Annotated in this window: 11 protein-coding genes; 8 read left to right on the forward strand and 3 right to left on the reverse strand. The window is 54.1% G+C overall.

The window, feature by feature from the left end; all coding sequences use genetic code 11:
* Positions 1-218 precede the first annotated feature (218 nt).
* A complete protein-coding gene (locus tag INT19_RS18400) occupies positions 219-1,022 on the forward strand; it encodes a helix-turn-helix domain-containing protein (RefSeq protein WP_193061795.1) in 804 nt (267 codons plus the stop codon).
* Here the strand turns inward: INT19_RS18400 and INT19_RS18405 are convergent.
* Positions 1,019-1,627 (reverse strand): TetR/AcrR family transcriptional regulator, encoded by a 609-nt coding sequence (locus tag INT19_RS18405; RefSeq protein ID WP_193061796.1) that lies wholly within the window; start codon positions 1,625-1,627, stop codon positions 1,019-1,021. The two genes, INT19_RS18400 and INT19_RS18405, sit on opposite strands and share 4 nt — an antisense overlap.
* Positions 1,628-1,845: 218 nt before the next feature.
* Here INT19_RS18405 and INT19_RS18410 point away from each other — a divergent pair, with 218 nt between their 5' ends.
* From INT19_RS18410 to INT19_RS18425, 4 genes are read left to right on the forward strand one after another with little or no spacing between them, the layout of a single operon-like run.
* Positions 1,846-3,048: an efflux RND transporter periplasmic adaptor subunit gene (locus INT19_RS18410; RefSeq protein ID WP_193061797.1), complete on the forward strand. Its 1,203-nt coding sequence runs from the start codon at positions 1,846-1,848 to the stop codon at positions 3,046-3,048.
* The gene (locus tag INT19_RS18415) at positions 3,045-6,143 is read left to right on the forward strand and encodes an efflux RND transporter permease subunit (RefSeq protein ID WP_193061798.1); all 3,099 of its coding nucleotides are present in this window, start codon (positions 3,045-3,047) and stop codon (positions 6,141-6,143) included. The genes INT19_RS18410 and INT19_RS18415 overlap by 4 nt, the downstream gene beginning before the upstream one ends.
* Positions 6,143-7,567, forward strand: a complete 1,425-nt coding sequence (locus INT19_RS18420) for an ATP-binding protein (RefSeq protein ID WP_193061799.1) — start codon at positions 6,143-6,145, stop codon at positions 7,565-7,567. The genes INT19_RS18415 and INT19_RS18420 overlap by 1 nt, the downstream gene beginning before the upstream one ends.
* 16 nt (positions 7,568-7,583) lie before the next feature.
* A complete protein-coding gene (locus tag INT19_RS18425; RefSeq protein WP_193061800.1) occupies positions 7,584-8,303 on the forward strand; it encodes a response regulator in 720 nt (239 codons plus the stop codon).
* 6 nt (positions 8,304-8,309) lie between these two features.
* Here INT19_RS18425 and INT19_RS18430 read toward each other — a convergent pair whose 3' ends face one another.
* A complete protein-coding gene (locus INT19_RS18430) occupies positions 8,310-9,242 on the reverse strand; it encodes an alpha/beta hydrolase fold domain-containing protein (protein WP_193061801.1) in 933 nt (310 codons plus the stop codon).
* 253 nt (positions 9,243-9,495) lie between these two features.
* Between INT19_RS18430 and INT19_RS18435 the strand changes: the two genes are divergently transcribed.
* The 3 genes from INT19_RS18435 (at position 9,496) to dauA (ending at position 14,114) form a co-directional block, all read left to right on the forward strand.
* Positions 9,496-9,924 carry a hypothetical protein gene (locus tag INT19_RS18435; protein WP_319022205.1) on the forward strand — a complete coding sequence of 143 codons (429 nt, stop codon included), beginning with the start codon at positions 9,496-9,498 and terminating at the stop codon, positions 9,922-9,924.
* 204 nt (positions 9,925-10,128) lie between these two features.
* Positions 10,129-12,177 (forward strand): choline BCCT transporter BetT, encoded by a 2,049-nt coding sequence (betT, locus tag INT19_RS18440; protein ID WP_120386414.1) that lies wholly within the window; start codon positions 10,129-10,131, stop codon positions 12,175-12,177.
* 185 nt (positions 12,178-12,362) lie between these two features.
* A complete protein-coding gene (dauA, locus tag INT19_RS18445) occupies positions 12,363-14,114 on the forward strand; it encodes a C4-dicarboxylic acid transporter DauA (RefSeq protein WP_193061802.1) in 1,752 nt (583 codons plus the stop codon).
* A 48-nt stretch (positions 14,115-14,162) separates the two neighbouring features.
* Here the strand turns inward: dauA and adhP are convergent, their stop codons facing one another.
* Positions 14,163-15,191 carry an alcohol dehydrogenase AdhP gene (gene adhP / locus INT19_RS18450; protein WP_193061803.1) on the reverse strand — a complete coding sequence of 343 codons (1,029 nt, stop codon included), beginning with the start codon at positions 15,189-15,191 and terminating at the stop codon, positions 14,163-14,165.
* Positions 15,192-15,306: the final 115 nt, after the last annotated feature.

Genomic DNA, 15,306 nt, shown 5'->3' on the forward strand with positions numbered 1-15,306 from the left:
GTTTTAAGAGCCATTGTTAAGGCCGAGCGAAGCTTCATATTTAAGCTTTCGCCGATGTGGGAGCGGCGCTGCGGGTATCCATCATCTGGCCTCGCAAGATTCTAATTAAAATCAGGCCTGATTGACGCAACGGCTCTGTTACGTGGCTATTGCACTATGAAGAGCGAAGCGTCACATTAGCCGCACCGTCGCCGACTGAGAACGCTGAAACCGCTCCCATGCATGATGATTTTGTGGCCAATTTACGCCTGCTATGCAGCTACTACCCGTCTATTGCGGACGTTTGCCGCCGCTTATCCATTAACCGTGCTCAATTCAACCGCTACCTCAGCGGTCGCTATTACCCAAGCCACGCCGCGCTGCAGCGTATTTGCCACTTTTTTGGGGTAACCCCAGAAGATATTGCGCTGCCTCACCACGACTTCCGTGCGCTGGTGCAAACCGGACAGCTCAACGCAGATAGCTCACCGAACACACTACCCTGGCCTAATGCGTTGATTCAGCGGGGTAGCGAAGGCATGGAGCGTTATCTAGGTCGCTACTTCGAGCTTTACCACTCAATGTCCCGCCCTGGGCATTTGATGCGCACGTTGGTGTGCTTAGAAGCCAGAGAAGGAGGTGTGGTGTACCAGCGTACCGAACGTATGCAAGTCGCTCTGGGAAAGCGGCCCTGTCATAACCGGTACGTAGGAACTGCCGTTAAACTTGCAGACCGGCTATTTTTGGTTGACCACGAAACCCTCAATGGCCATGAAATCACCCAAACTATTCTGTTTCCCAGCTACCAAAGCCAAGTCACACGCTTAACCGGATTAAAAATGGGGGTGGCTGATAACAGTGAGCGTATGCCCTGTTGTGTGCGAGTGGTCTATCAGCGCTTAGATGAACAGATAAGTTTGCGCTCTGCGTTGGCTCAGTGCGGACTGCTGTCATTGGACGACCCGTCGCTAGATGAGTCGCTGCTGGCAGCCGTGTGTAATGATGTGGCTAGCGGAGAGCACCATTTTCGCGCACGTCACTAGCGGCTTGCTTCGCAGGACGCTGATGGCGCCAGCACATGGGCAAATAAAATCGACTCAAAGTGCTCCATAGGAGCGACTGACTTAAGCGTTTTAGCGCGCAATATAGCGCCTTCCCAGCCCGACAATATAAAACTAGCCAGGGCTTCTGGAACAATTGTTTTATCGATATCATCTTGATTTTGCGCTTCTTTCAGGCAAGCGGCTAAACGCTTCTCCCAGCGCTGGAACACCAAGTTAAGTGCATCACGGAAGGTGTCACTCTGGCCCGAAAGCTCCTGCCCCAGGTTACCAATCAAGCAGCCAGTGGTGTGGTCGCAGTCCAACATATGCTCACGCCCTGTGGCGAAGTAACGCCGTATGCGCTCTAACGGCGGCAACGAAACATCTTCAAACAGTGTTGCCAAGCGTTCATCATACTGACTGGCGAAGCGCTCGATCACCGCCAGCCCAAAATCTTCTTTGCTGGAAAAGTAGTGGTAAAACGATCCTTTAGGCACACCACAGGTTTTTAAGACGGCATTAATACCCGTCGCATTGTAGCCCTGCTGGGCAATCAGCTCGGCACCGGTTTCAATTAACTTATCGCGAGTGGCGGTGTTTTTCATGACGTCACATTAACCAGTGAATTTAGTGCTTTGCAAAATAATAATGACAGGTATTGTGAGGCCCGTCAGCGGTTAAACCGCACGATGCAGCGATGCTTAATGGGTTGCACGCTATTTGCACATTGCTTACCTAATCATTGCTTGCGTATCGGTGATGCTAGCATGATACGCCATTTTCTCTGGAATTTTCGCCCTCAGCCAACGGATGCCGCGCGGTAATGACCTCCTCTCACTTTCACGCACCTTCTCAACAAGGCCGTATCGGTTTCGGAGCCTTGGCAGCACTACTGGTTTTCGTTGGCGGCTTAACCTTGGCTTGGTGGATTATCAGCCAGCCGCCTCGCGTTGAACGCCGCCCGCCACCGCCCGCCGCACCACCCTTAGTGGATATCATGACGACTGAAGAGCGCCTGCAAGCGCCTATGCTTAACGGTTTTGGTCGAGTAGAAGCAGAGAAATCCACCATGTTAGCCAGTCGGGTGGCTGGTCAGCTAGAACGCTTTGGCGAAGGCGTTCTTCCAGGCCAGGTCGTCGAACAAGGAGCGCCAGTTGCTTATATCGATCAGGCCGATTTACGTCTGGTTCTCGAAGATGCCGAAGCGCAGTTGGCCAACGCGCAGGCGCAGTTAGCACTAGAACAAGCGGAGCAACAGCGCGCCCGAAGTGAGTATGAATCTTTTGGCCGCCAACTCAGTGCTGAGCGCCGTGCATTGGTGCTCCGTGAACCACAGCTACGCCAAGCTCAAGCGCAATTAACGCAAGCACGCGTGGTGCGAGACCAAGCGGCGCTTAATCTTGAGCGTGCCACGTTAGCTGCCCCTTGGCGAGCCATGGTGCAAGACCGCTTGGTTGGCGCAGGGACCCTGTTAAGCCAGGGTACTGAAGTACTCAGTTTGGTTGGTGTCGAACAGTTTTGGGTTCGCGCTTCGTTGCCAGGGGATATTTTGGGTTGGCTAACGCCGGGCAGCCGCGTCACACTTACCAGCCAAGGCTGGCCGGAAGGAGCAAGCAGAGAAGGTAACTTAATTTCTATTCTGCCAAACCTGGAAGAGAACGGCTTACAGGCGCAGCTTTTGATCGCCGTGAATGACCCGCTGTCGCTAGAGCAAGATGGCCCTGCGCTGCGTCTTGGCGATGTGCTGCGTGTTGCCTTTCATAGCACAACCCAGGAGCCGCTCATCGCCTTGCCTTCTGCAGCATTGCGTCCCGGCGAGCAGGTATGGTGGGTGGATGATGAAGATCGCCTACACAGCACCCATGTCACCCTGGCCTATCGCGGGCAGGAAACGGCGCTAATACGCAGCGGTTTAGTACCCGGACAGCGGGTGGTTATTGCCGGCTTGGCTCAGCCTCGTGAAGGCCAACAAGTCCGTATTCGCCAGCGGGGAGACACCCCAGCAAGTGATGAGGAAAGCCCATGATTCGCCGTGGCCCACTCGCCTGGATGGTCGACCATGGCGTTGCCCCTAACCTGATGATGGTGCTATTTATCGTCGGCGGTTTAATGGCATCCCTGGCCATCAAGAAAGAGGTTTTCCCGGAATTTGAAACGGAAATCATCCAAGTTAGCATCAGCTATCCTGGTGCCACGCCGGAAGATGTTGAGCAAAGTTTGCTGCTACCAGTTGAAGCTGCCATTGCCGACGTGGAAGGCATCGATGAATTAACCGCCAGCGCTGGCGAAGGTAGCGGCGTAGTCAGCGCCACGCTGATCGATGGTGTTGATGTGATGCGGGCCTATCAGGATATCCAGCAAGCCGTGAATGCCATCACCACCTTGCCTAACGCTGCGGATCCACCGCGCTTTACCCTAGCTGGGCGTTCTCGCAGCGTGGTGAGCCTACAAGTATATGGCTCAGTTAGCTTAGCCGCCCTCCATGACGCCGCGGAGGATGTACGCGCAGAACTACAGGCTACTAGCGGTATTTCCCGAGCAGAACTCTCCGGCAACCGGGAACGTGAAATCCAGGTGCTTTTGGATGAAGAAGCCATTGAGCGCTTTGGGTTAGACCATCAACAGCTTGCCAGCCGAATTGCTGAAGAAGCGCTCGATCTCGCCAGTGGCCAGCTCACTACCGCCGAAGGCGAGTGGTTGATTCGCTATCAGGGACGCCGCAACAGTGCGGACGAGTTTGCCGCGCTCCCTATTCTCACCACTGCCCAAGGTTCTCCTGTTGTGTTGGGTGATATTGCTCGCGTAAGAGAAGGGTTTGCTGAAACCGACCGTGAGGAGTTCTACAACGGCGAGCAGGGCTTATCAGTGGATATCTATCAGATTGGTGATCAAACCCCGACCAGTATCTCACAAGCCGTCTATGGTGAGTTGGAGCGGCTGCGCGCCAACCTGCCCAACGGGGTACGCCTGGATGTTTCCAGAGACAGCTCAGAAATCTATGAAGACCGCCTGAATCTGCTGCTAAAAAACGCTTGGATGGGCTTGGCACTGGTGCTAATTCTTATGGCACTGTTTCTTGAGGCACGATTGGCCTTCTGGGTAACGCTGGGCATACCCACCGCTTTCTTGGGCGCAATGCTATTTCTGCCTTGGATTGGCGTCTCACTCAATATGATGTCGATGTTCGCCTTTATTATCGCCCTTGGCATCGTCGTGGACGATGCCATTATGGTCGGTGAGAATATTTACAGCTACCGAGAACAGGGCTATTCCCTTCGTGATGCCGCGGTGAAAGGTGCTCAAGAAATCGCCACACCGCTTACCTTTGCGATTCTGTCTAATATTGTTGCGTTCCTGCCACTACTGTTTTTACCCGGCTTTTTAGGGCTTATTTTTGCTACCGTGCCAGTGGTTGTTATCACGGTATTTATTATTTCCCTGGTGGAAGCTCTGTTTATACTGCCTGCCCACCTCGCCCACGCCAGCAAACCCCGCAAAACACCCGTATGGCAGCGCCCTATAGAAGCTGTTCGACTGCGTATGCAAAAGGGCTTGCATCACTTTACTTACCAGCAGTTTGAACCGTTTTTACAGCGCGCGCTTACCCAACGCCTGCTAACAGTATCCCTAGGCGTCGCCTTACTATGTGTCGCGCTTGCCTGGGCCATGAGCGGCCGGCTTGGCTTTTCACTCATGCCCAGAGTGGAATCGGACCAAGTTCAAGCCAGCGTTACCCTACCAATTGGCAGCAACATTAGCGTTAGCCGCGAACTGAGCCAGCAATTGCTCAACGCCGCCGAACAACTTAGCGAACGCGAAGCAACACTTAGCTTTAGCAGCACCCGCAGCCGTTTGGATGGTGAAAGCCTGCAAGTACGTCTTGATATCGCCAGAGAAAGTTTAGATGCCTGGCCTCCATCTCGAATTGCCCAGGAGTGGCGCGACTTAACGGGCGACTTAGTCGGCGCGCAATCAGTTCGCTTTGAGTCAGACTTCGGAGGCCCCGGTAGTGGTGCAGCGCTGAGCCTGCGTTTATCCCACCCAAACACCCAAGTGTTAGAGGCGGCCGCTGCGCAGTTGGCTGAACAACTGGCTGAATATGGGTTAACCGATATCGACAGCGGACTGGGAGACGGCAAACCGCAGCTTGAAATGCGCCTATCTGCCGAAGGGCGCGCGTTAGGGCTAACGGGGAGCGACCTAGCCCAGGCGCTACGCGGCCCGCTACAGGGTGCCACAGCCATAGAACAATTTATTGGCCGCCGAGAAGTCAGCGTTGAAGTACGCCTGCCAGAACAAGATCGCGATAGCCTCAATGAGCTTTATCGGCTGCCGATCCAGACGCCCGACGGTCTAAGCGTCCCGTTGTCACGCGTTGCAGATATTACGTTAAGCCAAGCCTCTAGCAGTCTTCAACGTATCGATGGTCGGCGAATCATTACAGTGACCGCTGACTCAGAAGGAGATCAAGCGATTAACCAAGTGTTAGCCACGCTGCAAGAGGATGTTTTCCCCACCCTTAGCAATACCTGGGCAGGGCTTGAAGTGAGCATGGGTGGGCGGCAGCAAGATACCGCCGACAATTTAGCCACGTTGCGCAACGCCATGTGGCTAATGCTGGCCGCGCTATATGCATTGTTGGCCATTCCTTTCCGGAGTTACTTTCAGCCACTGCTGGTACTGGCCGCTATTCCGTTTGGTATTGTCGGGGCCGTCGCAGGCCATATGCTAATGGGGTTCGGACTATCGATTATCAGCCTACTTGGTATGCTGGCACTTTCGGGCGTGGTAATTAACGATGCCCTGGTACTGATTGATTATGCTAACCGTAAGCGTCGTGAGGGCATGGATGCCCGTGAAGCGATCGTCGCCGCGGCGACTCGCCGCCTACGGCCAATTATGATGACCACACTCACCACGTTTTTAGGCTTGGCACCAATGATTCTAGAAACCTCTCGCCAAGCGCGCTTTATGATACCCATGGCCATTTCGCTAGGGTTTGGAATGCTATTCGCCACGGTTATCTTGTTACTGGTTGTGCCCTGCCTCTACCTGGGTTTAGAAAACCTGCGCGAACGACTCAGCAAACCACCCCAACCAAGCCATGAGGGAGTCAGCTAATGAAATTGCTCGCTTCGCTACGCCAGTGGCGCCCCTCTCGACTGGGCCTAAAGCTTTTTGTGGCTATTTTAAGTGTCAACGTAGCCATTGCAGCAAGCGTGTTTCTAGCAGTGACTTACAGCATCGATCGCGGCTTTTTAGAATATCTAAATCAAGCCCAAGAGCGGCGCGCTAAACTTCTGGCTGATGGGCTAATTACTCGCTGGGAAACCCAGGGTAGTTGGGAGTGGTTGGAGCAATCGCCAGCACGATGGCCCTATATTGTGCGCTTTGAGCTTGGTCAGGAACACCGTGACCGCCCTTCCCCCTTGGGCGAAGCTCAGGACTTCGCTTTACGCAATAGCGATGGCCGCTTCGTCGTCCCGCCTGTTGAGAGCGCACGCGGCTCAAACGGTTGGCGGTGGCTCACCCTGTATAGCGACGTGACCTCAAGTGGAAACAATGAAGCGATTGGAGAACTGGGGTTTCGTCCTCCGCAAGATATGATGGAGCGCATGGAAAGTCGCTTTCTAGAGCGCCAGCAGCGCAATTTGGTGCTTATTGTTGTTTCTCTTGGATTAGCATCGCTGTTACTGGCAGGGGGGCTTTCCTGGTGGCTAGGCCGACGCACCCGAGCATTGGCGGGCGCAACATTGCGCTTAACCGAAGGTGATTATCACACTCGGTTACCAGAACGCGGCCGAGATGAACTTTCCAGTTTGGCACGCGATTTCAACGTCCTGGCGGCCACCTTAGAAGCTAGCCGTGACGCCAGAGCACGATGGGTATCAGACACAGCGCACGAGCTACGTACCCCGTTGGCAGTGCTCCGCGGTGAAATCGAAGCGATGCAGGATGGGATTCGTCCGCTAAACCAGGAAAATCTTAGCTCACTGGCTCAAGAAGTGGCTCAACTGGAACGGTTAGTCACTGACTTGAGGCTGCTTTCGCAAAGTGATGCAGGCGCATTAGATATTCAGCTAGCGCCGATGAACCTTAGCGAAAGCTTGAAAGGCCGTTTATCCGATGCCGACCGCTGGCTAGAAGAGAGCGGCCTGACCCTGTCAAGCCAGCTTACCCCCGATATCATGATACAAGGGGATGCCCAACGCTTACGCCAGCTCTGGAATAACCTGCTGGATAACAGCTGCGCCTATACACAACCACCAGGAGAGTTACGGGTTTCATTAACCTGCGAAGCTAGCCATGCTGTGATTACTTGGGAAGACAGTTCCCCAGGCGTGCCTGAAAGCGAGCTTTCACGCTTAACTGAACGCCTATACCGCGTGGAAGGCTCACGTAACCGCGCAAGTGGCGGCAGCGGGCTGGGGCTCTCTATTGCTAGCGCGTTAGTCAATGCCCATGGCGGAACACTTTCGCCTGGTGCTTCTGAGTTAGGCGGCCTGAAATGGACGCTGCGCTTTCCGCTATTTATTGCCTCTTAATCTAAGCGAGCTGACTATGTCTGAGAATATTTCACCCCAAGACGCCTCACTGCTCATTGTTGAAGACGAGCCTAAAATTGCCCGCTTAATGGCGGACTATCTGGAAAACAATAATTTTGCTCCGACAATAATTGCCAACGGCAACGACGTTATGCCCTGGCTAACCCAGCACGTCCCTGCATTAGTACTGCTAGATGTGATGCTTCCTGGTAAAGATGGACTAACGCTGTGTCGAGAAATCCGTCAACACTGGCCCAACTTACCCATTATTATGGTGACCGCGAAAGTCGAGGAAGTTGATCGTTTACTGGGCTTGGAGCTAGGGGCAGACGACTATGTTTGCAAACCCTTTAGCCCCCGCGAAGTGGTTGCCCGCGTAAAAGCCGTATTACGCCGCAGCCAAGCCGCGGCGCAAGTCGATGACGCCTCCGACACCACCCCACAAGCACCAGTGACACTCGATGAAGAGGGCTGGCAGGCGCTTGCTAATGGGCACGACCTTGGCCTCACTGCCGTAGAATTCCAACTATTGCGCGTCATGATGCAGTCCCCAGGACGTATCTTCAGTCGCGAGCAGCTAATGGATCACATGTATAGGGATAACCGCATTGTCTCCGAGCGTACCGTGGACAGCCACATTAAGAAGCTACGCAAAAAAATCCATGAAGCACTACCCGAGCTAGAGATTATTCGCTCCGTTTACGGGGTTGGATATAAATATCAGCCTGAGGGCTAAACCCGTCTATTTGCTCTCTACTATCGGTGGCTGAACTTGGCGGTTTAAAAAGGCGATTCCCGCGTCAATAGCGCTCCCACGCAGCAGAAAGCTGGCAAAATGCCCATAGCCACGCTGTAAGTAAAGCTCGCTTTCAGTGCCCTGGGCCTGGAGTGCTTGATAGAAGTCAGTTGCGTGATCAACGGGCACTAGTTGATCCCAACTGCCATGAAACAGAAAAAACGGTGGCGCCTGAGGAGTGATTTGCCGCGCAGGTGAAGCCAGTGCATAGGCCTCTGTTTTTTCGGCGCGGGTGCCGCCAATAAAGTCGACCACCAAACGGCCGTCATCAAACTTCAACAGGTCACTGGGTAGACCGCCGACCAACACCGCTGCTAGCTTTGTGTGCTCGCCACCATAAGGATCGCCAAGCGGGCCTTCATCGTCAGCCAAGGCAAGCAGGCTTATCAAATGTGCGCCAGAAGAAAAGCCAACGCCCACGATACGGTCAGTATCCACTTGCCAACGCTCAGCGTTACTGTGAATCCAGCTCATCGCCTGTTGCAAATCATGTAGCTGTTCAGGGAATCGGTACTCGGGAGCAAAGCGGTGCTCAATATTCACTGTCACATATCCCTGCTCTGCTAACTGCTCCGCAATCGCCTCCATGTCGTCAGGTCCACGGTTGCGCCAGCCACCGCCATGCACAATGAGTGCAGCTGGTCGACGCTCTGCGTCTGATGCGTTCGGCAATAGTACCTGGGCGCTCAATGTTTGCGCCCAATCATCTGGTGTATAACGTTGGGCGGGTAGTCGAGTAAAGGTCTGCGGAGTGTTCAGCATCCCCTGCTCAATGGCAGGTAGGCCCTGGCTGGCTTGATGCGTTGCACCGCAGCCACTCATCAAGAGAGTCAGCGCGCTTACGCCCAGGTATCGACGCATAATACGTAAATCCAGCATGTGAAATTCCTCAATACGCCCCCTCAATACAGTTTTTAATCACAGGTCTTAAATCCAGGTCTTAAATCCAGGTCTTAAATCCAGTTCTTTTAAGTCCAGTTGTTAAATCCAGTGAGCCCCACCCAAGTGATTGTGACCGTGTAAGCTAAAATAAGGTCACGGTTGTTGCACACTTTGTGCAAGCGTTTTACACCAAGCCCCTAGATACTGACATCGATAAACTGCCACTTTTTAAAACGTTTCGAGGTCTGTTATGAACATGTCACTTCGCCAACTATTTGCTCCTGCACTACTTGCCGTTGCCCTTATGCCTTTAGCCTTCAGTGCCAATGCCGGCCACCACAACAGTACAGGTATTGACCGCGAAGCAATGCAGGAACGCATGGAAGAGTACCGCCAAGAAGCTTATCAACGCGCCGGTTTAAGTGAAGAGCAGCAAACTGCCTTAAACGAAGCACACGCTGAACACCGAGATGCCATGCTGTCGCTACGCGAAGAGCACCAGTCCCAGGTGGCTGAGATCCTAACCGAAGAAGAGCAACAAGCGCTGCGCGATGCCATGCGCGAGATGCATGCTGAGAAACATGGCGAGCATCGCCAGGGTGAAAGAGCTCATGGCAAGCGTGATCATGAGCGTCGTGGACACCACAGCGAACCTGCAGAGGAAAGTGCGGCAGAGTAAGCGTTTATTAAACGTCAAACCCTGTTCTAACGCCCGGCCTAGCCGGGCATTTTTGTTTCTATACTCCTGAAAAGCGCTTTATCCGAGGGTCTGAAAGCTTCCCGTCGACTTGAAGTGAGTACTTAAACCGCGTATTTTATTTGAACGTTCATTCAAAAATAACGCTATTTTTAATTCTTGTCTTAACAACAGGAGTCCGCCTCCATGGCGAAAGACAACCCAAACCTCCCCTCACGCGACCGCCTCAATCCCGTGGTTTTCCACGGGAGTGTGGCGGGCATTCTTATTTTCTTGGTTCTTACCATGCTGTTCACCGAACAGGCCGGCGCTTTCTTCGATGCAGGGCTTGCCTGGGTAAGTAAAACATTCGGCTGGTACTACATGCTGGCGATTGTGGCTTATCTGGTATTTGTGGTGATTATTGGTATGTCGCGCTTTGGTAGCATTCGCCTTGGCCCAGATCACTCACGGCCTGAGTTTTCGCTGCTATCGTGGTCAGCTATGCTGTTTGCCGCAGGTATCGGTATTGACCTGCTGTTTTTCAGCGTTGCTGAACCGGTCGCCCACTATCTGGCACCCCCTGATCTAGCGCCTGAAAGCCAAGAGGCCATGCGTCAGGCCGTCGTTCAAACCTATCTGCACTGGGGGCTTTCCGGCTGGGGGCTGTACGTGCTGATGGGTATGGCGCTGGCCTACTTTAGTTACCGCCATCGCTTGCCACTGGCGATTCGTAGCGCGCTCTACCCAATTTTGGGCAAGCGTATCCACGGTCCGATTGGTAACGCAGTGGACATCACCGCCGTAATCTCCACCGTGTTCGGTATCGCCACTAGTCTGGGTATTGGGGTAATGCAGCTCAATTACGGCCTTACCTATATGTTCGGCGTGCCTGAAACCCTCACCGTGCAGGTGATTTTGATTGTCCTGGTCGTGGTATTGGCAACCATTTCCGTGGTGACTGGCGTCGAGAAAGGCATTCGCCGCCTTTCTGAGTTCAACATGCTGCTCGCGCTAGCCCTGATGCTATTTGTACTCTTTTCAGGCGACACCCTGGTCCTACTGGATAAAGTGGTCAATAACGCCGGTGACTACCTTTCTGGGTTTGTGGGTGCTAGTTTTGATACCTACGCGTTTGCCGATGAAGGCGCCCAAGAGTGGAAAATGTGGTGGACGATCTTCTTCTGGGGCTGGTGGATTGCCTGGACACCGTTTGTCGGCCTTTTCTTGGCACGTATTTCACGTGGCCGTACTATCCGCGAATTTGTCGCTGGAGCGTTGTTTATTCCGCTGGCCTTTATGATGGTCTGGATGTCGGTGTTCGGTAACAGCGGCATTGAGCTGGTGGCCAACCAAGGTGTGGTCGAGCTGGGTGAGCAGGCACTCAACACTCCGCAAACCACGCTTTATACACTGCTTGAGTACTACCCTTACGCAGGCCTTACTGCAGCCGTAGTAACGGTACTAGGGATTGTGTTCTTTATTACCTCTGCGGACTCCGGTGCGCTGGTACTGGCCAACTTCACTTCTATTTTGAGTGACGTTAACCACGATGCTCCGATCCGTCTGCGTATTTTCTGGTCGGCAGTGATTGGCTTGATCACCATCGCCCTGTTAATGGCTGGCGGCTTAAACGCTCTGCAAAGTGCCGTGGTGATTACCGCCCTGCCTTTCTCATTGGTGATTTTCGCAGTCATGGTGGGAATGTATAAAGCCCTGAAACTGGAAGGCAGCAAGGCCGACGCACGTCGCATGATTGCCGGTGGCGCACCCGGCGGCGACTGGCGCGAGCGTTTGGATCGTGCGCTGGATACCTCTAACCGTGCGGGTGCCGCAGCAACCATTCAGCACTCTATTCGCCCAGCGATGACGCAATTTGCCCAAGAACTTGAAAGCCGCGGCCAAACCGCCAACGTTACCGAAGAGCATCTTGATGGCGAGTCGCTTCCCAATCTGACGCTGCAGGTTGACCTGGGCGATGCCACTAGTTTTGTCTACCAGGTATGTCCGCACCGTATGCGTACCCCCAGCTTTATACCTGCGGATGACGACTTCTATGTCCGTTTGGACGTGTACTTAGCTGAAGGCGGTCAAGATAAAGACCTGAACGGCTATACCCGTGGTCAAGTGATTGGTGATCTCGTGGCAGAGTACGAACGCCACCTACACTTCCTTACTCTGGCAGGCCAACAGATGGGCCATGTGCAGGCAATGCCAGGCACCATCGGCGAACCGCCGGAAGACTCCCAGATGTAACGGCGTCAGTCTTCAAGTGAAAAGAGAAATCCCAGCCTACGTGCTGGGGTTTTTTTATGCCCGAAAAACGCCCTGATGACGCTTCTCACAACTAACGCCATATTGTGAGAATCACTGAGCAGGCGTAACGTAAAACCTTGTTTTCCCACTTGCTTGTTTTTCAACTTTATTAGGAGACTTGCCTGATGGCCCGCGCTCATCGACCTTCGGGGTACGCCTTTCCAGTGCCGGGCAGTGCACTACTCAGCGCTTGGCGCGAGGGGTACACGCTTGCCAAATTGAAGCGTGATGTCATGGCGGGGCTGACGATTGGTGTGGTAGCCGTCCCACTTTCTATGGCGTTGGCGATTGCCACTGGCGTGCCACCCCAACACGGGCTTTATACTGCGATTGTCGCGGGTGCAGTGATCGCTTTGACGGGTGGCTCGCGTTTTAACATTTCCGGCCCCACTGCCGCCTTTGTGGTAATTCTATTTCCTATTGTCGCCAACCATGGCCTGGGCGGACTGCTGATCGCCACACTGATGGCGGGCGCTATTTTGGTCGCACTGGGGCTTTCTCGCTTAGGCAGCCTGATTCAGTACGTGCCCTACCCGGTTATCCTCGGCTTTACGGCGGGCATCGGGGTAGTCATTGCGCTCCTACAACTACCTGACTTTCTTGGCTTGGCCGGAGTAGAGCTAGGCGATAGCACCCTGCATAACCTAGTGCTGATTGGCCAAGCGCTACCCACTCTTTCCCCCGCAGAAATCAGCGTGGGAGTTGTTACCTTGGCAACGCTGTTAATCTGGCCCAGATTGAATACCCCGATACCTGCGCCACTAGTTGGCTTGGCGGTAGGTACCCTAGCTGCCGCACTACTAGTAATGAGTGGCGTTGAGGTCGACACGATCGCCTCACGGTTTAGCTGGGAGTTCCAAGGTGAAAGCGGTAGCGGCATTCCACCCTTTGCACCTAGCGTGGCTGCACCCTGGCACTTTCCTGGCGCTGACGGCGCACCGCTTGAGATTAACTTCGCGCTAATTCAAGCGCTGCTTGGCCCAGCGCTAGCCATCGCGTTACTGGCGGCCATTGAATCACTGCTCTGCGCCGTCGTGGCAGATGGCCTAACCCGCACTCGACATGATCCTAATGCTGAACTGATTGGTCAGGGGCTGGGCAACTTAATCGTGCCCTTCTTTGGCGGCATTACCGCCACAGCAGCGCTTGCCCGCACGGCGACCAACATCAAAAGCGGCGCCTTCTCACCTATCGCCGCAGTAGTTCATTCGCTGGTAGTGCTACTCGCGGTAGTCGCGCTGGCAGGCGTTCTGGGACATGTGCCTATGGCGGCCCTGGCTGCGCTACTATTTATCATCGCCTGGAATATGAGCGAGGCACGACACTTTGTGCATACACTGAAAAGTGCCCCCGCTAGCGATGTGTGGGTGCTGGTGATCTGCTTTGGGCTAACGGTACTTTTTGACATGGTGATTGCGGTGGCTGTCGGTATTGGCTTGGCCGCCGCGTTGTTTATTCGCCGCATGGCACAGTTGACCCACACTCAACGCTTAGACACACCCGATAAAGACGCGCACTTCCCACCGGAAGTCGCCCTTTACAAAATTCACGGCCCACTATTTTTCGGTGCCGCTGAAAAGGCGATTGCCACGCTACGAGTGATTGATCACAGCGTACGAATTATCGTTCTGGATATGCGCGAAGTTCCCAGTCTGGATACCACGGCCATGGTGGCGTTAGATACGTTGCGCCGTGAGCTGAGCGAACAAGGCGTAGGAGTGATGTTTGTTGGGCTGCAGCCGCGCCTGGCACTCAAAATTAAACGCGCGGGCATTAAGCGTGAAGTGGGCAAATTAGCGGTCGTGAGCAATCTTGCCCACGCCGAGCGTATGGCACAACGCTGGTTAGAAAAGAAAGATTCAGTGGGTATTGAATAGACGGCAGGGAATAAAAGGGGGGAGCTATCGTCTCCCCCACTTGCTCGTTCAGCTCGCCATATCCAGCACAATACGGCCTTCTATCTTGCCGTCGATCATACGTTGGAAGACATCGTTGATATTGTCTAGCGTGTCGGTCACCACAGTCGCTTTGACTTTGCCTTCGGCGGCGAAATCCAGCGCTTCTTGAAGGTCACTGCGCGTCCCCACGATAGAGCCACGAATGGTAATACCGTTAAGCACCGTGCTGAAAATCGGCAGTGGGAAGTCACCCGGCGGCAAGCCATTGAGCACCAGAGTGCCACCACGGCGCAGCATGTTTTGCGCTTGATCAAACGCCTTCGGCGATACCGCTGTGACCAGTGCCCCATGGGCACCACCAATGGTTTTCTTCAGATACGCCGCAGGGTCGGTTTTCATCGCGTTAACCGTCACTGTGGCACCTAACCGTTCGGCTAGGGCTAATTTACCGTCGTCAATATCAACAGCCGCGACGTTCAGCCCCATCGCTTTCGCGTACTGCACTGCCATATGCCCCAAGCCGCCGACGCCTGAAATAACCACCCACTGGCCGGGGCGGGTATCGGTCATTTTCAAGCCTTTATAAACCGTCACTCCCGCACACAGAACCGGGGCTATTTCGATGAAATCAACGGCGTCCGGCAGACGCCCTACATAGCCCGCATCCGCCAAGGTATAGTCGGCAAACCCGCCATTGACCGAGTAACCGGTATTTTGCTGGGATTCACACAGGGTTTCCCAGCCGCCTAAACAGTGTTCACAGTAACCACAGGCTGAGTACAGCCAGGGCACGCCGATACGATCGCCCTCTTTGACATGGGTAACGCCGTCACCCACCGCCACAATATGCCCAACGCCTTCGTGCCCTGGAATAAACGGTGGCGAGGGTTTTACCGGCCAATCGCCGTGTGCTGCATGTAAATCGGTGTGGCAAACGCCAGAGGCCGCCACCTTCATCAGCACCTCTCCCCGCTTGGGACGAGGCACGTTTACTTCTTCTATCGCTAGTGGCTGACCGAACTCACGTACGACTGCCGCTCGCATTGTGTTATCCATGATGCAACTCCTGATGGTTGTCGATGTGGCAACTTGTGGTTGCTCTTATCGTTACAGTAAGCGTCAGGGGAGTAGCAAAACGCCCGGCAATAGCCGGGCGGTATCACTGCAGAAT

Source organism: Halomonas sp. 3A7M, assembly GCF_014897875.1.
GTDB lineage: Bacteria > Pseudomonadota > Gammaproteobacteria > Pseudomonadales > Halomonadaceae > Vreelandella.